The organism is Gemmiger gallinarum, from assembly GCF_014982805.1.
GTDB classification, from domain to species: Bacteria; Bacillota; Clostridia; order Oscillospirales; family Ruminococcaceae; genus Gemmiger; species Gemmiger gallinarum.
On the sequence record NZ_JADCKC010000001.1, the window covers coordinates 542,296 to 565,718 of the forward strand.

General features: G+C 58.7%; 23 protein-coding genes and 1 riboswitch. Of the genes, 16 read left to right on the forward strand and 7 right to left on the reverse strand.

Annotated features, from left to right (window positions below; all coding sequences use genetic code 11):
* Positions 1 to 133: 133 nt before the first annotated feature.
* The 11 genes from INF35_RS02650 (at position 134) to aguB (ending at position 12,587) form a co-directional block, all read left to right on the forward strand.
* Positions 134 to 454 carry a hypothetical protein gene (locus INF35_RS02650; RefSeq protein ID WP_193499986.1) on the forward strand — a complete coding sequence of 107 codons (321 nt, stop codon included), beginning with the start codon at positions 134 to 136 and terminating at the stop codon, positions 452 to 454.
* A 68-nt stretch (positions 455 to 522) separates the two neighbouring features.
* Positions 523 to 1,143: an epoxyqueuosine reductase QueH gene (locus INF35_RS02655; RefSeq protein ID WP_193499987.1), complete on the forward strand. Its 621-nt coding sequence runs from the start codon at positions 523 to 525 to the stop codon at positions 1,141 to 1,143.
* Positions 1,144 to 1,288: 145 nt separating this feature from the next.
* Complete coding sequence (locus tag INF35_RS02660; protein WP_193499988.1) at positions 1,289 to 1,882, forward strand: helix-turn-helix domain-containing protein; 594 nt, start codon at positions 1,289 to 1,291, stop codon at positions 1,880 to 1,882.
* Positions 1,883 to 1,986: 104 nt separating this feature from the next.
* A riboswitch (ZMP/ZTP riboswitch) is annotated at positions 1,987 to 2,064 on the forward strand.
* A gap of 98 nt (positions 2,065 to 2,162) precedes the next feature.
* Positions 2,163 to 2,891, forward strand: coding sequence for a pyruvate formate-lyase-activating protein (pflA, locus tag INF35_RS02665; RefSeq protein ID WP_193499989.1), 729 nt, complete (start codon positions 2,163 to 2,165; stop codon positions 2,889 to 2,891).
* Between the two features lie 53 nt (positions 2,892 to 2,944).
* Positions 2,945 to 5,179, forward strand: a complete 2,235-nt coding sequence (gene pflB / locus INF35_RS02670; protein ID WP_193499990.1) for a formate C-acetyltransferase — start codon at positions 2,945 to 2,947, stop codon at positions 5,177 to 5,179.
* Positions 5,180 to 5,772: 593 nt separating this feature from the next.
* Positions 5,773 to 7,224 (forward strand): aminotransferase class I/II-fold pyridoxal phosphate-dependent enzyme, encoded by a 1,452-nt coding sequence (locus INF35_RS02675; RefSeq protein ID WP_193499991.1) that lies wholly within the window; start codon positions 5,773 to 5,775, stop codon positions 7,222 to 7,224.
* Between the two features lie 13 nt (positions 7,225 to 7,237).
* Positions 7,238 to 8,095 (forward strand): polyamine aminopropyltransferase, encoded by an 858-nt coding sequence (speE, locus tag INF35_RS02680; RefSeq protein WP_193500510.1) that lies wholly within the window; start codon positions 7,238 to 7,240, stop codon positions 8,093 to 8,095.
* A gap of 76 nt (positions 8,096 to 8,171) precedes the next feature.
* On the forward strand, positions 8,172 to 9,431 hold the full coding sequence (locus tag INF35_RS02685) for a saccharopine dehydrogenase family protein (RefSeq protein ID WP_193499992.1): 1,260 nt from the start codon (positions 8,172 to 8,174) through the stop codon (positions 9,429 to 9,431).
* Positions 9,432 to 9,436: 5 nt separating this feature from the next.
* Positions 9,437 to 10,576, forward strand: a complete 1,140-nt coding sequence (nspC, locus tag INF35_RS02690; RefSeq protein ID WP_407925628.1) for a carboxynorspermidine decarboxylase — start codon at positions 9,437 to 9,439, stop codon at positions 10,574 to 10,576.
* A gap of 1 nt (position 10,577) precedes the next feature.
* The gene (gene aguA / locus INF35_RS02695; RefSeq protein WP_235983085.1) at positions 10,578 to 11,687 is read left to right on the forward strand and encodes an agmatine deiminase; all 1,110 of its coding nucleotides are present in this window, start codon (positions 10,578 to 10,580) and stop codon (positions 11,685 to 11,687) included.
* Positions 11,688 to 11,708: 21 nt separating this feature from the next.
* A complete protein-coding gene (gene aguB, locus INF35_RS02700) occupies positions 11,709 to 12,587 on the forward strand; it encodes an N-carbamoylputrescine amidase (RefSeq protein WP_193499994.1) in 879 nt (292 codons plus the stop codon).
* Positions 12,588 to 12,754: 167 nt separating this feature from the next.
* Here aguB and INF35_RS02705 read toward each other — a convergent pair whose 3' ends face one another.
* The 3 genes from INF35_RS02705 to INF35_RS02715 form a co-directional block, all read right to left on the reverse strand.
* Complete coding sequence (locus INF35_RS02705; RefSeq protein WP_193499995.1) at positions 12,755 to 13,225, reverse strand: hypothetical protein; 471 nt, start codon at positions 13,223 to 13,225, stop codon at positions 12,755 to 12,757.
* A gap of 212 nt (positions 13,226 to 13,437) precedes the next feature.
* Positions 13,438 to 13,977 (reverse strand): ferritin family protein, encoded by a 540-nt coding sequence (locus tag INF35_RS02710; RefSeq protein ID WP_193499996.1) that lies wholly within the window; start codon positions 13,975 to 13,977, stop codon positions 13,438 to 13,440.
* 135 nt (positions 13,978 to 14,112) lie between these two features.
* Positions 14,113 to 14,658: a Gx transporter family protein gene (locus tag INF35_RS02715; RefSeq protein ID WP_328740306.1), complete on the reverse strand. Its 546-nt coding sequence runs from the start codon at positions 14,656 to 14,658 to the stop codon at positions 14,113 to 14,115.
* A gap of 269 nt (positions 14,659 to 14,927) precedes the next feature.
* Here INF35_RS02715 and INF35_RS02720 point away from each other — a divergent pair, with 269 nt between their 5' ends.
* The 3 genes from INF35_RS02720 (at position 14,928) to INF35_RS02730 (ending at position 18,322) form a co-directional block, all read left to right on the forward strand.
* A complete protein-coding gene (locus tag INF35_RS02720) occupies positions 14,928 to 15,530 on the forward strand; it encodes a DUF4358 domain-containing protein (protein ID WP_193499998.1) in 603 nt (200 codons plus the stop codon).
* 184 nt (positions 15,531 to 15,714) lie between these two features.
* The gene (locus tag INF35_RS02725) at positions 15,715 to 17,112 is read left to right on the forward strand and encodes an MBOAT family O-acyltransferase (protein WP_193499999.1); all 1,398 of its coding nucleotides are present in this window, start codon (positions 15,715 to 15,717) and stop codon (positions 17,110 to 17,112) included.
* A gap of 16 nt (positions 17,113 to 17,128) precedes the next feature.
* Complete coding sequence (locus INF35_RS02730; RefSeq protein WP_193500000.1) at positions 17,129 to 18,322, forward strand: DHHW family protein; 1,194 nt, start codon at positions 17,129 to 17,131, stop codon at positions 18,320 to 18,322.
* 95 nt (positions 18,323 to 18,417) lie between these two features.
* Here INF35_RS02730 and INF35_RS02735 read toward each other — a convergent pair whose 3' ends face one another.
* Genes INF35_RS02735 through INF35_RS02745 form a run of 3 tightly spaced genes read right to left on the reverse strand, consistent with a single transcriptional unit; the run spans position 18,418 to position 21,780 of the window.
* Positions 18,418 to 19,377, reverse strand: a complete 960-nt coding sequence (locus tag INF35_RS02735) for a hypothetical protein (protein WP_193500001.1) — start codon at positions 19,375 to 19,377, stop codon at positions 18,418 to 18,420.
* On the reverse strand, positions 19,341 to 20,345 hold the full coding sequence (locus tag INF35_RS02740; RefSeq protein WP_193500002.1) for a hypothetical protein: 1,005 nt from the start codon (positions 20,343 to 20,345) through the stop codon (positions 19,341 to 19,343). Before INF35_RS02740 ends, INF35_RS02735 begins: the two co-directional genes overlap by 37 nt.
* Positions 20,335 to 21,780 (reverse strand): spore germination protein, encoded by a 1,446-nt coding sequence (locus INF35_RS02745; RefSeq protein WP_193500003.1) that lies wholly within the window; start codon positions 21,778 to 21,780, stop codon positions 20,335 to 20,337. The genes INF35_RS02740 and INF35_RS02745 overlap by 11 nt, the downstream gene beginning before the upstream one ends.
* A gap of 91 nt (positions 21,781 to 21,871) precedes the next feature.
* Here INF35_RS02745 and INF35_RS02750 point away from each other — a divergent pair, with 91 nt between their 5' ends.
* A complete protein-coding gene (locus INF35_RS02750; protein WP_193500004.1) occupies positions 21,872 to 22,525 on the forward strand; it encodes a DUF421 domain-containing protein in 654 nt (217 codons plus the stop codon).
* A gap of 64 nt (positions 22,526 to 22,589) precedes the next feature.
* Positions 22,590 to 22,958, forward strand: coding sequence for a DUF4363 family protein (locus INF35_RS02755; RefSeq protein ID WP_193500005.1), 369 nt, complete (start codon positions 22,590 to 22,592; stop codon positions 22,956 to 22,958).
* On the opposite strand, the gene nrdR is transcribed toward INF35_RS02755, so the two are convergent.
* Positions 22,938 to 23,411 (reverse strand): transcriptional regulator NrdR, encoded by a 474-nt coding sequence (nrdR, locus tag INF35_RS02760; protein ID WP_193500006.1) that lies wholly within the window; start codon positions 23,409 to 23,411, stop codon positions 22,938 to 22,940. The genes INF35_RS02755 and nrdR overlap by 21 nt on opposite strands.
* Between the last annotated feature and the right edge of the window lie 12 nt (positions 23,412 to 23,423).

Consider the following 23,423-nt stretch of genomic DNA (forward strand, 5'->3'; position numbering starts at 1 on the left):
ACAGAGTTCGACGGCAAATCACAGAATAAATCACTATATTGTACCGCATTATGCCAAATTTGGCAAGATACCCGGGATACGGTATCAGTATAACTTTGGTTTTTGAACCGTTTGTGAACAAAAAGAGCACTCCATGGCAGTTTTTGAACGAATCTCCAAAAACGTGTCGGGCATGCCTTTTATTCTCTGCCGGACGGTCCAATCTATCACAAAAAGAAACAGCGCGCCGGTCCCTGTTCCGGCGCGCTGTCCCTTAACCAAAAAAGAAAGAGAAAGAGGAGTGGAGATGAAAAAGATAGAAGCGTTCGTTCCCATTTTCCGGAAATCCCTGTTTTTCCTGCTTGGCGTCCCTGTTCGCCTTGCTTTTGGGAACATGTTCAGGATACCGCCAAATTGTGACAAAAAGGTGACAGATACTTCAACATTTTACGAAAGAAGTTATAATGAATTGTGAACACCGGGAAGGGCGGGCCATCCGCCTCTTCCTTTCATCCATTGCATCAAAAACGGAGTACCCCTTTTATGCCGAACCGCATCAACTACGACCGCGAGATGCAGGCGGTGCTGGACCGTCTTGCGGCGGAGAACCTCCGCCCCAGACTGCTGCTGCATGCCTGCTGCGCCCCTTGTTCCAGCGCTACACTGGAACGACTTGCCGGGCATTTTGATCTTTCCATCCTTTACTATAACCCCAACATCTATCCCCCGGAAGAATATCACCGCCGGGAGGCTGAACTGGAGCGCTTTGTCCGGGATGCCGGATACACCGGTGTGCCAGTGATCGAGCTGCCCTACGAGCCCCGGGAATTCTACGACGCCGTCAAAGGCCTGGAGGATGAACCGGAGAAAGGCGGGCGGTGCACCGTCTGTTACCGGCTGCGCCTGGAGCGCGCCGCCCGGTATGCCGCCGAACACGGCTTTGAGTGGTTCACCACCACCCTGTCCATCTCCCCGGTCAAGGACCCTGTGCGGCTCAACACCATTGGCGCCGAGCTGGCCGAACAGTACGGGCTGAACTACCTGCAGAGCGAATTCCGCAAGCGGGACGGCTACAAGCGCAGTCTTGTGCTCAGCGCCGAGTACGGGCTCTACCGGCAGGACTACTGCGGCTGCGAGTTCAGCAAAAAGTCCCGCGGCGTCTGAGGAAACGCCCCGTCAAAGGTAAAATTCCGGCTGCGCAACCGATAGTTGACAGCCGGTTTCTTGTCTGCCCGGCTGTGTTTTGCTACACTCAGGGCAGATACGGCGCCGGTCTGTCTCCCGGCCCGGGAAAGGCGGAACATACAGCATGAATCCAAACAACACCAATTTTCAGAACCCCCAAACGCAAACAGAATCTGTACAGAAGGCTCAGGACCTTGGTGCCCGCATCCGGCAGCTGCGGACTGAGCGCGGCCTTTCCCAGGAAGCCCTGGCCGAGGCCCTGGATGTCTCCCGGCAAGCTGTGGCCAAATGGGAGCGGGGCGCTTCCCTGCCCAGCACTGCCAATCTTCTGGCTCTGAGCAGAATTTCAGGGGTGCCGCTGTCGGAGCTGACCGGCATGCCGCAGGAGGCGGAACAAGCTCCCGCTGAGCAGAGTGCTTCCGCCGGGCAGGACACAATGCCCGACCCGTGCAAAGGGCCGAGCCGTCCGGCCGTTGTTGTGGGGGCGGTGGTGCTGCTCCTGGCCGGCATTGTCTGTCTCGCGGCGGCTGTGGGTGTTTTACTGATCTGTTTTGTCAGACCTGCCGCTCCCGAGGGAGTCATCGGTTATGCCGACGGTCCCACCTCCATCTGGGTAGCGGGGCCGGACATTTCCGGGGTTCTCTTCTGCATTGCGGCGCTGATCCTGGGGATTGCTTTTCTTGTCTGTGCGGTGCTGTTGTGGCGCAAACGCCGGTGAGCGCCCTCCAGGCCCTCTATATTTTGTGTTGCCATTCCAACATCAATCAAAATATAGAAAACATTTCTCTTGACGAACGCCAAAACCTCTGATATACTGACCTCATCAGGTCATGCGACTGACGGAAGTGGATGAACCACATGGAGCATGACCGTCGTATGCCGACCGTCTGGGCGAAAGCTTCAGCGGCCGGCTATTTTTATACCCGGACATCCGGTCCGGTATGCCGCCGCTGGTCTGTGCCCCGTCTTTCCAGGGCACTCTTTCAGGAGGTGCATCTATGACAGAAGGTTCGATCCACTCCATTGAGAGTATGGGTCTTTTGGATGGTCCCGGCATCCGGGCCGTCGTGTTTTTCCAGGGATGCAGGCTGCGCTGCAAGTTCTGCCACAATCCCGACACCTGGGCCGTTCATGGCGGGGAGCGCATGACCCCCGCCGCTCTGGCCGACAGGCTGGCCCGGTTCGCCCCCTACTTTGACCGCAGCGGCGGCGGAGTGACCTTTTCCGGCGGCGACCCGCTGATGCAGCCGGAGTTTTTGCTGGAAACCCTGCGGGAATGCCGCAAGCGCGGTCTGCACACCTGCCTGGACACGGCGGGCGTCGGGCCCAAGGGCTTTGATCCTGCCCCTGTCCTGGCCCTGACCGACCTGGTCCTCTATGATGTCAAGCACTGGGACCCGGATGCCTACCGTGCCCTGACCGGGCTGGACATTGCAGAGACCGAGGCCTTCCAGAAGGCCATGACCGCCGCCGGGGTGCCCATCTGGGTGCGCCATGTGGTGGTCCCCGGACACACCGATACCGTCGAGAGTATCCGGGCGCTGCGGGGTTACATTTCCACCCATCTGGCCAATGTACAGAAAGTGGAGCTTTTGCCCTACCACCTGCTGGGGGCGGCCAAGTACCCGCCTCTGGGTATCCCCTATCCCCTGGAAGGGGTCCCCGCCATGGACAGGGACCGCTGCCTTGCCCTGCAGAAAGAAGTTTTTCCCGAATATCCGGTCTGATCCGGAATTTGTTCTTCCCCATCACTCAGGAACTTGAAAGGAGCACATCGACAATGAACAACAGTGCATGGAAGGGTTTTGCTGCCGGAAACTGGCAGCGGGAGATCGACGTTCGCAACTTCATCCAGAAGAATTACACCCTCTACGAGGGCGGCGCCGAATTTCTGGCCGGTCCCACCGAAAAGACCCGCAAGGTCTGGGCCAAGTGCGAGGAGCTGCTGGCCGAGGAAATGAAGAAAGACGGCGTGCTGGATGTGGAGACCAAAACCATCAGCGGCATCTGCAACTTTGCCCCCGGCTATATCGATAAGGAGAACGAGGTCATCGTGGGCCTGCAGACCGACGCCCCCCTCAAGCGGATGGTCAACCTGTACGGCGGCGTCCGCATGGCCAAGCAGAGCCTGGAAGCCTACGGCTACCAGCTGGACCCCGAGATCGAGCGTCACTTCTGCGAGTACCGCAAGACTCACAATGAGGGCGTGTTCGATGCCTATCCCAAGCGGGTGCGCGCCGCCCGCCACGCCGGTTTGCTCACCGGCCTGCCCGACGCCTACGGCCGTGGCCGCATCATCGGCGACTACCGCCGTGTTGCCCTGTACGGCACCGACTACCTGATCGAGCGCAAGAAGGCCGATCTGGACGCCATCGACGGCGCCATGGACGACGAGCGCATCCGCCTGCGGGAGGATGTGAGCATGCAGATCCGTGCCCTCAAGGACACGACCCGCATGGCCGCCACCTACGGCGTGGATATTTCCCAGCCCGCCGCCAATGCTCAGCAGGCCGTGCAGGCCCTCTACATGGGCTATCTGGCCGGCATCAAGGAGAACAACGGCGCCGCCACTTCTCTGGGCCGCACCTCCACCTTCCTGGACATCTACATCCAGCGTGATCTGGACGCCGGTGTGCTGGACGAGGCCGGTGCCCAGGAGCTCATCGACCAGTTCATCATCAAGCTGCGCCTGGTCCGCCACCTGCGCACTCCCGAGTACAACGAGCTGTTCGGCGGTGACCCCACCTGGGTGACCGAGTCCATCGGCGGCATGGGCATCAACGGCCGCTCCCTGGTGACCAAGAACTCCTTCCGCTACCTGCACACTCTGGAGAACCTGGGCACTGCGCCCGAGCCCAATCTCACCGTCCTGTGGAGCGAGCATCTGCCCAAGGCCTTCAAGGATTACTGCGCCCACATCTCCATCACCACCGACTCCATCCAGTACGAGAACGACGATGTCATGCGCCCCGTCTACGGCGACGACTACGCCATTGCCTGCTGCGTCTCCGCCATGGCAGTGGGCAAGCAGATGCAGTTCTTCGGCGCCCGCTGCAACCTGGCCAAGAGCCTGCTCTACGCCATCAACGGCGGCGTGGATGAAAAGACCGGCACTCTGGTGGTGCCCGGCATCGAGCCCCTGACCGACGAGGTTCTGGATTACGACAAGGTCTGGGCCAACTATAAAAAAGTCATGGACTACGTGGCCCAGCTCTACGTGGACGCCAACAACATCATCCACTATATGCACGACAAGTACGCCTACGAGGCCAGCCAGATGTCCCTGCACGACACCCATGTGGAGCGGCTGATGGCCTTCGGCGTGGCAGGTCTGTCTGTGGCGGCGGACAGCCTTTCCGCCATCCGCTACGCCAATGTCCGCCCTGTGCGCAACGAGAACGGCGTGGCCGTGGACTTTGCCACCGAGGGCGACTTCCCCAAGTACGGCAATGACGACAACCGCGCCGACGATCTGGCGGTTGACATCGTCACCTACTTTAGCGGAGCCCTGAAGCGCCATCCGCTGTACCGCAATGCCAAGCACACCCTGTCCGCCCTGACCATCACCAGCAACGTCATGTACGGCAAAAAGACCGGCTCCACCCCCGACGGCCGCAAAATGGGTGAGCCTCTGGCCCCCGGCGCCAATCCCATGCACGGCCGCGACAAGTCCGGCGCTTTGGCTTCCCTGAACAGCGTTGCCAAGATTCCCTACCGCAACATCTGCCAGGACGGCGTGTCCAACACCTTCTCCATCGTGCCTGAGGCTCTGGGCAAGAGCGACGAGGTCCGCCGCGCCAACCTGACCGCCCTGCTGGACGGCTACTTTGCCCAGGGTGCCCATCACCTGAACGTCAACGTCATGCACCGCGAGACGCTGATCGACGCCATGGAGCATCCCGAGAAGTATCCTTCCCTGACCATCCGCGTGTCCGGTTACGCCGTCAACTTCCACCGCCTGAGCCGTGAGCAGCAGCTGGAAGTCATCGCCCGTACCTTCCACGAGAGTATGTAATTTCAAGGCATCATAAATACAAACGTCCGCCCGTCCGGCAAAAATGCCGCGCGGGCGGCGTTTTTGTATACGGCAGGCAGGTTTGTGCCCCGCATATGGCTGTCAGACGGTTGACAAGCACAAAATCCATGTTAAAATTAAGTTGCTATGCATAGATGTTGCCAAGGCACTTCTATCCATGCAAATATATTTGGCCGGGCGCCGTCGGCGCCTAAAGCTCATCGGACAGGGCTGGCCGCTGCCGCGTGCGGTGTAAAGCATCGCTATTATTGATGAACCCGAAGGTTGCGGGTTCAAATTTTATGAGTTGGTCCTTTCTTTCCCGTGCAATCGCACACCACTTGTGAAACGTCAATAAGAGTAGTAAAAGTATATTTGCTAAATAGACTCTGAAGTGTACGGATCGGGCAACCGGATGCTGGCCTCTCTTCTCCCCGGCAACTACCCGGGCGAGGGGCGTTTTATGTCCTGTTTGTCTTTTCGCAGGCAGTGCCGCGTTTGTCGGGCACTGCCTGCTTTTTGTTTGCCTGCCGGTCAGGCACAAGCAAAATCGGCTATAAATTCGGTACGGGGACCGTCCGGGAGGAATGTGAATGGATAAAGAGCGTCAAAAACAGGCGCCCATCTATACGGCGCTGGAACGTTTCCGGCGGCAACGCGTCGTGCCTTTTGATGTGCCGGGCCACAAACGTGGCCGCGGCAACCCGGAGCTGGTGCAGCTTCTGGGCGAAAAATGTGTCGGCATCGACGTCAACTCCATGAAGCCGCTGGACAACCTTTGCCATCCCGTCTCGGTCATTCGGGACGCGGAGGAACTGGCCGCCGATGCCTTCGGTGCGGCCCACGCTTTTCTGATGGTCGGCGGCACCACGTCCTCGGTACAGAGCATGGTGCTTTCCACCTGCAAGCCGGGTGACAAGATCATCCTGCCCCGCAATGTCCACAAGAGCGCCATCAACGCGCTGGTGCTCTGCGGCGCCACCCCGGTCTACATCGACCCCAAGGTGGATAAGCGGCTGGGTATTCCTCTGGGCATGGAGGTGGAGGATGTCCGCGCCGCCATGGAGGCCAACCCCGATGCGGTGGCTGTCTTCATCAACAACCCCACCTATTACGGCATCTGCTCCGACCTGAAATCGCTGGTCAAGCTGGCCCACGAGCACAACATGCTTGCCCTGGTGGACGAGGCCCACGGCACCCACCTCTATTTCGGTCCCGGTCTGCCCTGCCCCGCCATGCGCGCCGGCGCCGATATGGCCGCCGTGTCCATGCACAAGTCCGGCGGAAGTCTGACCCAGAGTTCGATCCTTCTCCTGGGTCCCAACATTGACGAGGGCTATGTCAGCAGTGTCATCAACCTGACTCAGACCACCAGCGCATCCTATCTGCTCATGTCCAGCCTGGACATCTCCCGCCGGAATCTCGCCCTGCGCGGAGCTGAGAGCTTCTCCCGCGTGGTGGATATGGCCGAGTATGCCCGCCGTGAGATCAACGAGATCGGCGGCTATTATGCCTACGGTTCCGAACTCATCAACGGCGGCAGCATCTATGACTTCGACGTTACCAAACTGGCTGTCTACACCCGTGGTATCGGCCTGACCGGCATTGAGGTCTATGACCTTCTGCGGGACGAGTACGACATTCAGGTGGAGTTCGGCGACCTGTCCAACATGCTGGCCTATATTTCCATCGGCGACCGCATCCAGGACATCGAGCGCCTGGTGGGCGCTTTGGCCGATATCAAGCGGCTGTATTCCAAACCGGAGACCAACATCTTCACTTCGGAATACATTACCCCTGTAGTGGCTGCCACGCCCCAGCGGGCTTTCTATGCTGAGAAGGAATATCTGCCCATCGAGGATACCGCCGGCCGCATCTGCAGCGAGTTTGTCATGTGCTATCCCCCGGGAATCCCCATTCTGGCCCCCGGCGAGGTCATTACCAAGGAGATCCTGGATTACATCCGGTTTGCCAAGGAAAAGGGCTGTTCCATGCAGGGACCGGCAAGCTCGGATATTTCTCATCTCTATGTGTTGAAGGAGTGATCGTATGCAGGATATGGACCTCTGGTTCGGCGAACTGCACACCGACAACGTCAAAATGAGCATCCGCGTGGACCAGCAGCTGTTCAGCGGTCAAAGCGAGTTCCAGCGCATCGATGTCTTTGATTCCCCCGAGTTCGGACGGTTTCTGACTTCCGACGGCAGCGTCATCTTTTCTGAGAAAGATGAGTTCACCTACGACGAGATGATCGTCCACGTCCCCATGGCCGTCCATCCCAACGTCCGCCGGGTGCTGGTGTTGGGCGGCGGCGACGGCGGCGTTGCCCGTGAGCTGTCCCAGTATGACGAGATCGAGGTCATCGACGTGGTGGAACCGGACAAGATGTTCGTGGATGTCTGCTGCAAATATTTCCCCGACAACTCCTGCGGCCTGCGGGATTCCCGCGTGCATGTCTTTTATGAGGACGGGCTGAAATTCCTGCGCACCAAGTCGGATGACTACGACCTGATCATCAACGACTGCACCGATCCCCTGGGCCATGCGGCCGGTCTTTTCACCAAGGAATTTTACGGCAGCTGCTTCAAAGCCCTGCACGACGACGGCATCATGGTCTACCAGCACGGCAGCCCCTTCTTTGATGAGGATGAGGAAACCTGCCGCGCCATGCACAAACGGGCCTTCCGCAGCTTCCCCATCAGCCGGGTATATCAGGCGCACATCCCCACCTGCCCGGCCGGTTACTGGCTGTTCGGCTTTGCCTCCAAAAAATACCATCCTCTCAAGGATTTTGATGCCGCCCGCTGGGACGCCCGCCACATCAAGACATGGTATTACTCCACCCATCTGCATCGGGGTGCGTTCATGCTCCCCCGCTACGTGGAGGAACTTTTGCAGGAAGAGGAAGAAAGCTGATCCTTTTTCTGCCCAAACTTGTTAGAAACGTTTGTTTTTCTATATCAGATACCCCCAACAAAGGAGTGTTGTTATTATGAGCAAACTGCTTGTCATTGGCTGCGGCGGTGTCGCCTCGGTCGCTATCCAGAAATGCTGCCAGAACAGCGGCACCTTTACCGAGCTGTGCATTGCCAGCCGCACTGTTTCCAAGTGCGACGCCCTGAAGGAAAAGCTGGAGGGCAAGACCTCCACCAAGATCACCACCGCCCAGGTGGATGCGGACAGCGTGGAAGCCCTCAAGGCACTCATCAACGAGTACAAGCCCGACGCCGTGCTCAATGTTGCCCTGCCCTACCAGGATCTGACCATCATGGATGCCTGCCTGGCCTGCGGCGTGGACTACATCGACACCGCCAACTATGAGCCCGAGGACACCGACGATCCCGAGTGGCGCGCCATCTACGAGAAGCGCTGCAAGGAGGAGGGCTTTACCGCCTACTTTGATTACAGCTGGCAGTGGGCCTACCAGAAGAAGTTCCAGGATGCCGGCCTGACCGCTATTCTGGGTTCCGGCTTCGATCCGGGCGTCACCAGCGTGTTCTCCGCCTACGCTCTCAAGCACTATTTTGACGAGATTCATACCATCGACATTCTGGACTGCAACGGCGGCGACCACGGCTATCCCTTCGCCACGAACTTCAACCCCGAAATCAACCTGCGCGAAGTTTCCGCCAACGGCAGCTACTGGGAAAACGGCCACTGGGTCGAGACCGAACCCATGGAGATCCATCGCACCTACGACTTCCCCCAGGTGGGCGTAAAGGACATGTATCTGCTCCACCACGAGGAGATTGAGTCCCTGGCCAAAAACATTCCCGGTGTCAAGCGCATCCGCTTTTTCATGACCTTCGGCCAGAGCTACCTGACCCATATGAAGTGTCTGGAGAACGTGGGCATGCTGTCCACCAGCCCCGTCATGTTCGAGGGCCGCGAGATCGTTCCCATCCAGTTCCTGAAGGCCCTGCTGCCCGATCCCGCTTCCCTCGGCCCCCGTACCAAGGGCAAGACCAACATCGGCTGCATCTTCACCGGTGTCAAGGACGGTAAGGAAAAGACCATCTATATCTACAACGTCTGCGACCATCAGGAGTGCTACAAAGAGCTGGGCAGCCAGGCCATCAGCTACACCACCGGCGTGCCTGCCATGATCGGCGCTGCCCTGGTAGTCAACGGCACCTGGAAGAAGCCGGGCGTCTTTAACCTGGAAGAGATGGATCCCGATCCGTTCATGGAGATGCTCAACCAGTACGGTCTGCCCTGGGTGGTCGATGAGGCCCCCGCCACCGTCGAGTAAGCCCCATGGCCGAACAGCTGCGCGCAGAAACGCTGCGCACTCCGGTCTATCTGGTGGACGAGGCCGCCCTCATTCACAACCTCGAGATCCTGCACGGCGTGGAGGAACGCACCGGCTGCCACATTCTGCTGGCACAGAAGGCGTTCTCCATGTTCCGGGTCTATCCTCTCATTGCCAAATATCTCTCCGGCGCCACGGCCAGCGGCCTGTATGAGGCCCGCCTTGCCCACGAGGAGTTCGGCAAGGAAAACCATGTTTTCTGCCCCGCCTATACCGACGAGGAAATGGCGGAGATCTGCAAAATTTGCGACCATATCAGCTTCAACTCCCTGCGCCAGCTGGAGCATCACCGTCCCGTATGGGAAGCTGCCGGTGTCAGCGTGGGGCTGCGGGTCAACCCGGCGCATTCCACCCAGGAGGGCCACGCCATCTATGACCCCTGCGCGCCGGGTTCCCGCCTGGGCATCCTGCGCAGCGCTCTGGGGGATTCTCTTCCCGCCGGCGTGGAAGGTTTGCATTTTCATACCCTGTGTGAGCAGGATTCCGCCCCGCTGGTGGAGACCTTCCAGGCATTTGAGGAAAAGTTCGGGCAGTTTCTGCACGGGCTGAAATGGCTCAACCTGGGCGGCGGACACCACATCACCCGGGAGGGCTACGACCTTGCCGCGCTGGAAAAGCTGATCCTCTATATCCGCGACAAATACGATGTAGAGGTGTACCTGGAACCGGGCGAGGCCATTGCCCTCAACGCGGGCACCCTCATCACCACCGTGATGGACGTGGTGGAAAACACCATGCCCATCCTGATCCTGGATGCTTCGGCGGCCTGCCATATGCCCGACGTGCTGGAGATGCCCTACCGTCCTCCGCTGCTGGGCGCCGGGATGCCCGGCGAGAAGGCCGTGACCTGCCGTCTGGGGGCCCGCACCTGTCTGGCCGGGGATGTCATCGGGGATTACAGCTTTGACAAGCAGCCCGAAATTGGCGACCGGCTGGTCTTTGGCGACATGGCCATCTATTCCATGGTCAAGAACAATACCTTCAACGGCATGCCTCTGCCTGACATCACCCTGCGTCACCCCGACGGCAGCTGCGAGATCGTGCGGCAGTTCGGCTATGAAGATTTCAAAGGGAGGCTTTCTTGATATGGCAATGCTGCATACCAGACCGGCGGCCGACGGCTTTGCCATGCCTGCCGAGTTCGCCCCCCACCGCGCCACCGTGCTGATCTGGCCGGTGCGTCCCGGCAGCTGGGGCCGCGACCCCTCCGCCGCCCAGAAGGCTTTTCTCGATGTGATCGCCGAAATTGCCAAGGGCGAGGAGGTCTATCTGCTGGCCGGTGCTGCGGACTTTGCCGTTGCCAAAGCGGCTGTGGCGGACATTGCCCGGGTGACGGTCTTCCAGATTGAGAGCGACGACGCCTGGGCACGGGATGTGGGCCCCACCTTTGTGACCAGGGGCAAGGAACTCCGCGGCATCAGCTGGCGGTTCAATGCCTGGGGCGGCGAGGTGGACGGCCTGTATGCCCAGTGGGACAAAGACGACGCTGTGGCCCCGGCCCTGTGCAAGGCCCTGGGCGTCGACTGCTACGATGCAGGCGATTTTGTGCTGGAGGGCGGTTCCATCCATGTGGACGGCGAGGGTACCCTTCTCACCACCGAGGCCTGCCTGCTCAGTGCGGGACGCAACCCTTCCCTGAGCCGGGAGCAGATCGAGGCCACCCTGGCCGAGTATCTGGACATCCGCAAGGTTTTGTGGCTGCCCCGGGGCATCTATCAGGACGAGACCAACGAGCATGTGGACAATGTCTGTGCCTTTACGGCGCCGGGCGAGGTGGTCTTGGCCTGGACCGACAACCGGGACGATCCCCAGTATCCCCTGTCCAGGGCCGGTCTGGACTATCTGAATTCCGTCACCGATGCGGGCGGCCGCAAGCTCAAGGTGCGGCTGCTGCCCATCCCCGACCATCCCATCCTCTGCACCGAAGCCGACTGTGCCGCCTATGACTTTGCCCCCGGCGAGGACATGCGGGAGCCCGGTGACCGGCTGGCCGGCAGCTACGCCAACTTTTATGTAGCGAACAGCGCGGTGCTGGTTCCCCAGTTCGGCGGCGAGAACGCCGAGAGCGATGCCCGGGCGCTGGCCATTCTGCAGGAGGCCTTCCCCGGCCGCAGGGTCGTGGGCATCGATGCCCGCGCCATTTTGCTGGGCGGAGGCAACATTCACTGCATCACCCAGCAGATCCCACTGGTATAACAAAGAAAGGGGCTTGACCCGATGCCTGTTACCCATGTCAGTGCCATTCAGATGCACTGTGTTGAAGATCCTGCGCAGAATCTCGCTCTGGCTGAGCAGCTGGTCCGCAAGGCCGCTGCCGAGGGCGGGCAGATCATTCTGCTGCCGGAACTGTTTGAGCGCCCCTACTTCTGCCAGGAGCGCCGCTATGAGTATTACGCCTATGCCACCCCGGTGGAGGAGAACCCTGCCGTGCAGCGCCTGAGCGCTGTGGCCGCCGAGCTGGGCGTGGTGCTGCCCGTCAGCTTCTATGAGAAGGACGGTACCCGTCTGTTCAACTCCATCGCCATGATCGACGCTGACGGCACCGTGCTGGGCGTCTACCGCAAGACCCATATTCCCGACGACCACTATTATCAGGAAAAGTTCTACTTCACCCCCGGCAACACCGGGTTCCGCGTGTGGGATACCCGCTACGGCAAGGTAGGCGTAGGTATCTGCTGGGATCAGTGGTTCCCCGAGGCCGCCCGCTGCATGGCACTGCTGGGTGCTGACCTGCTGATGTACCCCACCGCCATCGGCAGCGAGCCCATTCTGGAGGTGGACAGCGCCGGTCACTGGCAGCGCACTATGCAGGGTCACTCCGCGGCCAATGTGGTGCCTGTGGTGGCAGCCAACCGCTTCGGCACCGAGACCGTCACCCCCTGCCCCGAAAACGGCGGGCAGAGTTCCTCCCTGTGCTTCTACGGCACCAGCTTCATGACCGACGCTACCGGCGCCGTCCTGACCCAGGCTCCCCGGGAGGGCGACATGGTGCTGCATGCCGAGTACGACTTTGCCGCCATCCGGGAGGAGCGCCTGTCCTGGGGGCTCTTCCGTGACCGGCGTCCGGAATGCTACGGCGAGATCTGCGACCTGTAACCTATCCGCCGACAATGCGGTTAGCGGAAGTGACCTTTCCCGCTGTTTGGCACCAATTATAAAAAGGAAATCCCCGAAGGGCTGAAGAAGCCTTTCGGGGATTTTTTTGTATAGAAGGGGTCGCGCTGGGGCCTGTGCTTCCGATGTTCAATGACAACTGTTCTATGTTATTTGGCGCTGCCCCTGCCAAAGGGCACAAACAGGAAGGGCGCCAGCATTCCAATCCAGGATACCGCCGGAACCTGTGTGATCCGGGTCAAAACAGAGCCCAGGGCTCCCGTCCACTGTGTAAGAGGAAGCAACCAAACCACTGCCGTGGGAGAAAATTGAGAAGCCGCATACAGCAGTCCGCTCAGGGCAGCTTCCAGAGCCACTGCAATCGCCGCAGACACTGCAATCTCGGTTTTGCTCATGGCGCGGAAGAGGAACAGGCCGCCCACGACAAGCCCAACCGCAAACAGCACTCCCTGAAAAATAGCCGCACGGACAGGGTCCGTCGAAACGCTGATCGAGCCATCCTCGCCTACCGTTTTTACCGCGTAGAATACATTGAGATAGACTGTGAGATAGTAGCAGACAATGCCCGCCAGCACACAAAAGACCGGCACCCGCCACAAGGTATTGACCCGAAGTTTCATGGTCTCGCCTCCAGTTCTTTCTGGTCCTTTATCACTCCTATTGTACCGTAAAACGTGTATTTTTGCAAGATACGGAAGGAGTTGTCGCTGTCCGGGGCATGTAAATTCTGCAAAAGGAAAAGAAGAGGCGGCAGCCTTTTGGCTGCCGCCTCTTCTCTATCCGTCAGGACAGAGCTGTCCAAAACGGTTCTTGTTCTTTGATGTGCCGGAAATCAGCCCTTGAAGTAGCGGTCCAGCAGGCCCTGCATGCCGCGGCCGTGGCGAGCCTCGTCCTTGGCCATCTCATGAACGGTGTCATGGATGGCATCCAGGCCCAGCTCCTTCGCCTTCTTGGCGATGTCCATCTTGCCGGCGCAGGCGCCGCACTCAGCGTCAACGCGCATACGCAGGTTCTTCTCGGTGCTGTCGGTCAGGACCTCGCCCAGCAGCTCGGCGAACTTGGCGGCGTGCTCGGCCTCCTCGAAAGCGTAGCGCTTCCAGGCCTCGGCGATCTCGGGGTAGCCCTCACGGTCGGCAACGCGGCTCATAGCCAGGTACATGCCGACTTCGCTGCACTCGCCGTTGAAGTTCTCGCGCAGACCCTGGATGATATCCTCGGGAGCGTCCTTGGCGATACCGACAACATGCTCGGTGACGTAGGTGTTGTCCTTCTTCTCAATGAACTTGGAAGCGGGAGCCTTGCAGACAGGGCAGAAATCAGGGATGGAACCCTCGGCGATGTAGCCGCAGACGGTGCAGACATACTTGGTCATAATAGTAGCCTCCTGAATTGATATATTTTGGTAAGCCGCGGCGATTGCGCGGCCCGGCATACAGCATTTGCCATGAGTCCAGTATACTCTCACTTAAGGCATCTGTCAACATCCATTTGCAAAAAATTTAAGATTTTATCTTAATTTTTTCACGGCATTTACCTGTGTGGCATTTCCCGCCGAAATGTGCTCAAAATAAGGTAAAAGTGCTTTCAGAAGCATCCATGTGATTCCGCCAACAATAAGACCGGCTATCATAAGTATGGGTGCATAGGCCAGGGCTGCGCCGCTGGAAAGAATCACCGCCGCCCCAGCCAGCTGGCCCAGATTATGCGCCAGTGCACCACAGGCAGAAAATACATATCCGCCTATGGTACCCGGCAGACAAAGGAGCAGGCTCAGCACCACAAAAGAGAGAAGCCCTCCCGCCAGGGACAGAAAGCCTGCCGTTGCCCCCCGTGTCAGGAAAGCAAACAATGCCTTGAGCACCACCAGAGCGGCCGCATACCGTCTGGGCAAAAACAGCAGTGCGTACATAATGACCACGTTGGAAAGCCCCAGCTTGACAGCCGGCATCAGCCCCAGCAAAGGCGTGATCAGCGATTCCACAAAGGACAGCACAATGGCCAGTGCGAACAGCAGCCCCATCCAGGCAATGCGGCGGCTTTTGTTGCTGCGCATCGGCATCCCTCCTTTCTTCTTCCCCTGCATTCTAAATCTTATGGGACAAGCTTGTCAAGGCAGGTCGATTTTGCGCATGGACGCGGTTTTCCTGCGACGATTTTACATTTGGCGGGACTTGAAAAAAGGGGTAAAATAGTGTATCTTATATAGTAATCCTTGTATAAGGTACTTCCCGACATCCGCCCCTTTTCTGCCCTGACTGGAGCAGAAGGCGGGACGAATTTCTGTCACATAACACGCAAATATAATTCGGAGGTAAATCCCATATGAAAAAACTGATTTGCATGCTGTGCGCCCTGTCTCTGTGCGCCGCAATGTTCGCCGCCTGCTCCAAGGACGAATCCTCGTCCGCCGCGCAGGATTCCTCTACCAGCACCTCTCAGGCAGCGGAGGACTCCTCTTCCGCGGAGCAGGACTCTTCCTCCGCTGAGACTTCTTCCGATTCCGGCGATGCCGCATCCGAAGAGGCCGATACCGAGAAGCTGGCTTCCATTGTCTCTGCACTGGAGGAGGTCAACCCCATCAACAATCCCCGCGCCATCACCAGCGACGACGTGGAGTTCAACATGAACATGACCCCCGACAATCTGGTAGCCTTCCAGGGCGACGTTACCAACACCCAGTCTGACTGCGGCCTCGTTTTTGTTGCCCAGGTCAAGGACGGCACCATGGACACCGTTCTGGAGGAACTGGAAGCTTACCGCCAGAGCATGACCAGCAGCCTCTATGTTGAGTTTGCCGACAAGGTCGCCAAGGCGGAGGATGCCCGTATTGTTTCCAAGGACAACATTGTTGTGATGGTGATTTCCAGCATCGACGGTCCCGACTACGCAGACATCGACGCCGCCATCGAGAGCGCGCTGTCCTGAGCGGCTTGACTGCAATTTTCTATCGTTATAATTCAGCCGGCAGGCGGAATGTCTGTCGGTTCTCACTGGCCGCTACCCTCTTTGCCGGGTAACGGCCTTTCGATTCATCCAGCTGATTTCGGGCATCTGCTGCGGTTTATGGTGCCCAGACCAGAATCCACTTCCGACTTAAGGGGGGCTTTGTGTGGTTTTTAACAGCGTCGTGTTTTTGTTTTCCTTTTTGCCGGTGGCGCTGCTGCTGTACTATGTAGTGCCCGGACGCCTGAAAAATGCGGTGCTGCTGATCGAGAGCCTGATCTTTTTCTGCTCTGCCGGGACACGGTTCCTGCCGCTGATCGTACTTTTGGTGGCCGTCAACTACCTGTTCGGCCTGCTCATTGATTACTGGGACAACCGGAGCAAGCTTCGCGTCATCGCGCTGATCCTGCCCATCCTCATCACGCTGGGGTCTTTGATCTTCTTCAAATACACCAACTTTCTTATCGAAATCATCAACCAGATCACCTCCGGCAATCTGAGCCAGCTGTCCTTCCTGGATGTGCTGCCCATGGGCATCAGCTACTATACCTTCAAGCTCATCAGCTATGTGGCCGACATCTACTCCGGCAAGATCCGCGCCGAGCGCAATCCCGTCACCTTTGCCGCCTACGTTGTGATGTACCCCCAGCTGCTCATCGGCCCCATTGTCAAGTATCGTGACCTGGCCCCCGCCCTGCATACCTACAAGGGCCGCTGCAATCTTTCCCAGATTCAGGAAGGCGCCGAGATGTTTGTTTTCGGCATGGCAAAAAAGGTCATCCTGGCCGATTCCATCGGAGCCCTTTGGACCGACATCCTCTCCCCTGAGATCGGTCTGGCCAACGCCTCCACACCGCTGGCCTGGCTGGGAATTCTGGCCTATTCCTTGCAGCTGTACTTTGACTTTGCCGGATACTCTGAGATCAGCAACGGCCTGAGCAAAATGATGGGCTTTGACTGCCCCGCCAACTTCGATCTGCCTTATATTTCCGCCAGCATCACCGAATTCTGGCGGCGCTGGCACATCTCGCTGTCGTCCTGGTTCCGGGATTACGTTTACATTCCTTTGGGCGGCAACCGTCTTGGACTGCCGCGGCAGATTCTGAACATGCTTGTGGTCTGGGCGCTGACCGGCATCTGGCACGGCGCCAACTGGAACTTTATCTGCTGGGGCGTCTACTATTTCATCCTGCTGACCATTGAAAAAACCTTCCTGCTCAAGTATCTCAAGAAAGGCCGCATCTGGCCCCATATCTATACCCTGTTCTTTGTGGTGCTGGGCTGGGGCATCTTTACCGCCGATGTGGAGGGCGCGCCGCTGCCTTTGCTGATGAGCCGGCTGTTCCTCCCCCAGGGTGGTGTCTCGGCGCTGTATTATCTGCGCAACTACGGCGTGCTGCTGATTCTGGCCGTTTTCTGCTCCACCGCACTGCCGGGCAAAATCTGGCAGAGGGCCAAACGTCATACCCCCGCACGGCTGGTTATTCTGGCCGCGGTGATGATCCTCTCAACAGCTTTCATCATTGCCGCCACCAACAACACACCGCTGTATGCACAATTCTGACAGGAGGTGCCTTGCGATGAAACAAACTTACCACGCCGCACACAGCGGCAAAGCCCGCGGCATCGCCGGATATGCCTCCCTGATCCTGTTTTTTGTCCTGCTGTTCGGATTTGCCGTACTGAACCTGTTCTGGCCCAAGCGGACCCTGTCCGAGCTGGAGAACCGCAAACTTGCCCAGATGCCTTCCATCAGCTGGAAAACCCTGACCAGCGGCGACTGGTTTGAAGATTTCTCCTCCTACGTGCAGGATCAGGTGGCCTTCCGTGACGGCTGGATCGACCTGCAGAGCGATTTCAACGCTCTCTGCCTGCAAAAAGTAGAGCAAAACGGCATTCTGCTGGGCAAGGATCACTGGATGTTCACCAAGAATTTCGGCACCCCCGACACCAAGCAGCTGGACAAAAACATCAAGGCTGTGGCCGAGTTCGGAGCCCGCTATCCCGGCCGTGTGACTTTTCTGCTGGCGCCGTCGGCCAGCGTGATCTACCCCGAGGAGCTTCCCTTCGCCGCTCCCATGGTGGACGAAGACGCTATGCTGGACGATATCTTTTCTCAGGTTTCTCCCTCTGCCTCGGTCATTGATCTGCGCCCTGTCTACACCGCCGCCAAGGAAGATTACCCCTACTACCGCACCGACCATCACTGGACCACCCACGGCGCCTATCTGGCTTACGAGCAGTTCTGCACATTAAAGGGACTGGCACCTTTCGACCTCTCCGCCCATGAGGCCGTGGAGGTTCCGGATTTTTACGGCACCCATTATTCTTCCACCCGGTTCTGGAATGTGGAGCCGGACACCATCACCTACTATCCGCTGGACAACCCCATGACCGTCTACCAGGTCAACGGCGAGGCCGATTTCAGCACTGCCGAAACCGCCTCCATGGTAGACACCGAAAAGTTTGAGACCCGCGACAAATACGCAGCTTTCCTGGGGGGCAACAACGGATATTCCGTGATTGAGGGCGACGGCGAGGGTTCGATCCTGGTCATCAAGGACAGTTACGCCAACAGCTTTGTCCCCTATCTGACCGCCAATTATGCCAAAATCGGCGTTATCGATTTCCGAAACTACGCTTTTGGTCCTGACTCCATCATTGAGCAGGAGGGCTACGATCAGATTCTGGTCCTCTACAACTTCCAGACCTTCCTCACAGACACCAAGGTCATCTATCTGAACCGGCCGACCTCGCTCAAAACCGACTCCTGACAATTCTGCCCTTCGTTAAGGGTATATCCAAGCATAGGAAAACCCCGTCCCTTCCACACTGGAAGCGGGCGGGGTTTTTGTCTGCACAGGTCCTTTTACGCAAATTCCACCGAGAGGACGGCGGGCAGGCCATCGTCAGGCTTTCCCTGCAGGCAGGTCTGCCAGAAAGACAGGCGGAACGGATCAGCTCCCATCGCCTTCAGATCGGTACACATCTGAGAAAAGGCATTCTGCAGTTCTTCGGCAAGAAGCTGCCGGAGCTGTTCCTCTCCCCGGGGGACCTGGTCGGTCAGCGCCGTAAGGCTGGTATCCTCAAGGCGGAGAAACACACACGTCTGACTGCTCTGTGCCTGCACCAGAACCGACGCGCTTGTCCGGCAGGAGATGCTGTCGTCGGCAAAGACAAACTCCAGCTGACGGCTCTGTCCACTCAAAACCGCCGCCAGCTGGGCCCGTACCGGCTCCACATAGCGAATCGTCTGCTGTCCCCTGCAAAGCACTGCAAACCCGTAGTCATCCCCCTGCCAGCAGGGCAGCTCCGCCTCTTCCCCCTGACACAGTACCGATTCCAGCCCGCAGCAGAGTTGATACTTTTTTTCGGCCGCCTGCATTTCATCGTAGAGTTGTCCCGCCGTCTCCTGAAGGCGGCTGACCGTACGGTCGTCAAGAAGGAACAGCGTGATTTCCGGGGAAGGCTGGGCTGTTTCATACAGGAGAGCCGCAAACCCCTGCAGTTCCTCCCAACTGCAATGGAAAGGCAGCGCAACCAAGTCGGTCAGTCCATAGAACATAACGCCGTCCAGTCCTGCTTCGGCATCAGCAAGTGCCTGTGCGGGGGTATCCCCTTTCCCGGACGCAACGTTGTAATCGGAGGAATCCTCGCTCTGCTGATCCTGGAGAAGCAGCACGGCATGAGAGCTGCCGCCTTCCTTGGCAAAAAAAATTGCACGCACGATCTCGCGCTCAACCAGCGGACGCCCTGCACAGCCTGCAAACAGAAATGCGGCCGCTGCCGCCATCAGGCACGTTTTGGCGCAGCGAATCCAGTAAGCCATCGTATTCCTCCTAACCCGGCAGCCAGCGCCGTAAATCCCCAGGCAGCAGCGTTGCGCACTGCCGACATCATAGCAAAATCCCAGTTTTTTGCCACCGCACACAGCAGCAGCATCAAAGCCAGATAGCCGGCAAAAAACGGCATCGCTGTCAGACTGTTTTCATCCGTGCGGGGCCCTCCTGCCAGACGGGTCACTGCATACAGGTGCAGGGCCAGTTTGACCGAGACTGCCATGGTCCAGACGATCAGCTGGAGCCATTCCAGACGGTCAAAGACCGAAAGGGCACCGCAGCGTGCCGCCTGGTGCAGCGGATTCTCGGCATCGGGCATTGCCGCGCCGAAGAACAGCTCCAGCAGCAGATGCACCCCCACGTTGAAGACAGCCCCAAACACGGCAAGGCGCACGACGGTATGACTGCCCCGCTTTTCGTGGTCCGGCCAGAGGGCTGGCAGCAGAAGCTCGGGATACAGCGTGCACTGTGCCCCCATCGCTCTGCGCCAGGCTGCGGCGTCCAGCGCCACCGTCTGGAGATTGACCACCCGCAGCCGTTCCGCCACCGAAAGCACCAGAACCACACAGGCTGCCAGCAGCAGCCCCAGCACCACATTGGCCGTCTGTGCAATGGCAGATACCCTGCGCAGATAGGCAACGGGAATCAGCACTGTCAGGCAGATCCCGAAAAGGCTGACCACATCGGGATACACCGCCACATACAGCTGCCACAGGCTCAAAATATCCAGCACCGAGCCCGCCAGCAAAAGGGCTATAAACGCCCAGCGCAGCAGCCGGCACTGGACCAGCGGCCAGACCCGCGCAAAGACAAGTCCCGCTGCCGCCGTTACCAGAATGCCGGACAACAATGTTGCAAGTCCCTCTCTGGTCCAGAAGAGTGTCTGGGCACGCAGCAGCACATTGACGAACAGACCCAGCTGCAGCGCTCCGTACAGGCTCGGGTTGTCACGTTTCATCCTTGCCCACCACATATCCTTTCTCGGCCAGCTTGCTCCAGATCGTCCGCACGATACCATCCTGCCATGCCGCCCGGCCGAGAGGCATCAGCGGAAAGAGGTAGTCGTATCCAAAGGGTTCGGTGCCGCAGGCCATAGCCAGAATGATAACCGCACCGCCTGCAAGTCCCGGCAAGCCGAAAGCTCCCGCCAGCACAATAACGATGAAGCGGAACAGGATGGACTGTTCATACAGCGACGGCACCGCTAAAGTTGCCACTGTGGCTGCTGCCGCCATGGTAAGAACAGGGATGCTGACGATTCCCGCAGAGACCGCCGTTTCCCCCAGGATCAGTGCCCCCACCAGGCTGACGGTGTGGCCGATGGATTTTGGGGCCCGCAGCCCCGCCTCCCGCACAATCTCCAGCAGCAGCGTCACCCCCAGCATCTCCAACATGAGCGGCAGGGGCGTGGAGGCTTCGGCCTGTGCCAGCTTGGCCAGCAGTTTGATGGGAATGGTCTCGGGGGCAAATTCCACCGCCATGACATACAAGCCCGGCCCGAACACCGACAGCAGAAAGGCGATATATTTCAGAACGCGGATCATCCCTGCAAATACCGCTCCCGAGGAATAGTCATCCAGACTTTCAAAATGCTCGCTGAAAAAGCTGGGCACCACCATGGCATAGGGACTGCCCGATACCAGAATCACCGCTTTGCCCTCACACAGGCGGGCACACGCGGTAGCGGGGCGCTCGGTATAGGCAGCAGCCGGGAAGAGATTCAGCTTGTCCTGCTTGAGAAAGGATGCAAAGTAGGCGCTGTCCAGCAGAACAGGAATCCGGATCTGTTCCAGACGGCGCCGGAGCGTGTCGATCATCTCCGGCGGAGCCAGTTCGCGGTCGTAGCAGAGGCAGTACTCGGTCTTGGCATGCGTGTTTGCGGTTTTCACCTCGGCCACCAGGGTATCTGTGCGGAACTGCCGCCGCAAAAGGGAAATATTGTTGCGCAAAAGCTCCGTAAAAGCCTCCTGTGGACCACGGATGTCCCCTTCCCCGTTGGGCTGTCCCACCGAGCGCTGGGGCATCTCCTGGGTGGAGACTGCCATGGCGGCGGGGCAGCCGTCGATGAGCAGCACCGACATACCGGCAGACAGCTTTTCCACCAGGTCGGTCCTAACCCGGATGGGTGTGCTCTCCGCAGGAATCACACTGCGCGTCAGCAGATAGGTCAGCAGCTGACGGCCGTCACGGGCGGGTACCGGGCAGCGTTCCAGCGCGTCCAGTGCCATGACCCACAGTTTTTCCGGTGAGGAAATGCCGGTAAACAGAGCAATGGCACAGGGGATCTGCCCCAGTGTCAGCTTCTTGGTATAAAAGTCCGACGATGCGCCAAAAATCTGCTGCAGATACGCAAGGTTCTGCCCCAGGGACGCACTCAGTTTTTGCTTTGGCAAAATGCATCAGCCCCTCTCCTGTGCGGCCGGAAACGGCCTCATGCATTAGTGTTGCCACACATTGGGCCGAATATCAGCGGCGAGGTGCAATATGCTTTCATCTATCACACGGACACTGGTCATCTATATCGTCGCCATTGCTGCCATGCGGCTGATGGGCAAGCGGCAGCTGGCCGAGCTGCAGCCATCCGAGCTGGTGACCACTTTCCTCATATCCAATGTAGCTTCCATCTGCATCGATGAGCCGGAGCTTCCCCTCTTTGCCAGCCTGACCCCCATTCTGCTCATTACCGCACTGGAGATTTTCAATTCTACCCTGGCATGGTACTGCCCCCGCTATGCCCGGCTGCTTTTCGGCAATCCCGTCACCGTCATCCGCAACGGCGTTGTGGATCAGGAAGCGCTGCGGCATCTGCGCATCACTCCCAACGATCTGGCGGAATCCCTGCGGGAGGCCCAGGTATTTTCGCCGGGAGATGTTATATGGGGCGTCATTGAGTCCAACGGCAGCCTCAGCGTGGCAAAAAAGCCGGAGGGAGACGAGCCGCCCCCCATGCTGCCCATCCTCATCGACCGGCACCTCTACCGGGACAATCTGGAAGCCCTCGGCTTTGACGACAGCTGGTTGGAGCAGCAGCTGAGCGAGGCGGGAATTGCCTCCCCACAGGTTCTGATTTTGCTGTCCAACGGAAAGGAAACTGTGCTGATACCAAAAAAGGCCGCCCCGAAGGGCGGCCAAAACTGAACCGGATAATTGTACTTGCCATAATGCTTTCACAACGCAATATGGCGGGAAGGGGTCTTGCCGTATGAAACGCAATCTTTACGCCGTGCTGCTGCTGTCGGTACTGCTTGCCGTCGTATACGGTTCCGGACGGGCAGTATCGGGCTGCATTGGCCAAACAGAGCAGGAACTGTACGTCGCTTACCGTCTGGCAATGGACGGACAGTACCCCGATGCCGCGGAAGCCTACCGGACCACGGCGGAAAACAACCGCAGACGCAGTCTGGTACTCTGCCTCTTTGTGCGCAGAAGCCTGCTGGACAAAATCAACGAGACGCTGGCAACACTGGAGCATTACGCTTTGCCGGACAACCCTGCAGACCTGGCTGTGGAGACAGCCCGTGCCTTTGCCCAGCTGGAACAGCTGGAAGAATCATTTATCGCTGTTTTTTGAGCGGTTGTCCAGCATATCCTTGAGTTCTTCCATGAACGTGTTGACATCACTGAACTGGCGGTAGACCGAGGCGAACCGCACATAGGCCACATCGTCGATGTGCTTGAGCTGGTCCATGGCCAGGTCACCGATGTACATGGACGAAACCTCGCGGTCGTAGGAGTTGAGCAGTGTCTGCTCAATGTTGCTGACCGCCGCTTCCAGCTGCTGGTAGCTGACCGGGCGCTTTTCACAGGCGCGCAGCATGCCGTTGAGCAGCTTCTGACGGTCAAACACTTCCCGCGAATGGTCGCGCTTGACGACCATCAGCGGCACGGTCTCCACGATCTCATAGGTCGTGAAGCGCTTTTTGCAGCTCAGGCATTCCCGGCGGCGGCGAATTTTTTCGCCGTCTTCCGTGGGACGCGAGTCAATGACCTTGGAGTCGATCTCACCACAATACGGACATTTCATCAGGGTTCCCTC